General features: G+C 43.0%; 1 protein-coding gene. It reads right to left on the bottom strand.

Annotation, left to right across the window (positions count from 1 at the left end; all coding sequences use genetic code 11):
- Positions 1-14 precede the first annotated feature (14 nt).
- On the bottom strand, positions 15-316 hold a 302-nt coding region (locus NR125_RS30395), incomplete at its 5' end, for a hypothetical protein (protein WP_256816914.1).

The raw sequence follows: 316 nt of genomic DNA, 5'->3' as shown, positions 1-316 counted from the left end.
ATAATTCAATTTACCTACATAAAATTACCTAATTTATTTATAATAATGTTAAATTTCCTTCTTTTCCTCTTCCTCCCCTCCCCTTTCTTTTTTTCTTTTTTTTCTTCTTCTCCTTCTCCTTCCCCTTCCTCCTCTTCTTCTTTCTTTTTCCTTTCTTCTCTCCTTCCTTCTTCTTCTCCTCCCCTTTCCTCCCCCTCCCTCTTCCTCTTCTCCTTCTCCTCCTCCTCCTCCTTTTCCCCCTCCCCTTTCCTACCTCCTTTTTTCCCTTTTTCCTTTTTCTTCTCCCTCTTCCCTCCTCCCTCCTGCCTCCCTCCCT

This window comes from Cytobacillus sp. Bac17, from assembly GCF_024519925.1.
GTDB lineage: Bacteria > Bacillota > Bacilli > Bacillales > Cytobacillaceae > Cytobacillus > Cytobacillus pseudoceanisediminis.
The sequence above is the reverse complement of the archived record's forward strand: the minus strand, read 5'-3'. Positions and strand labels throughout refer to the sequence as shown.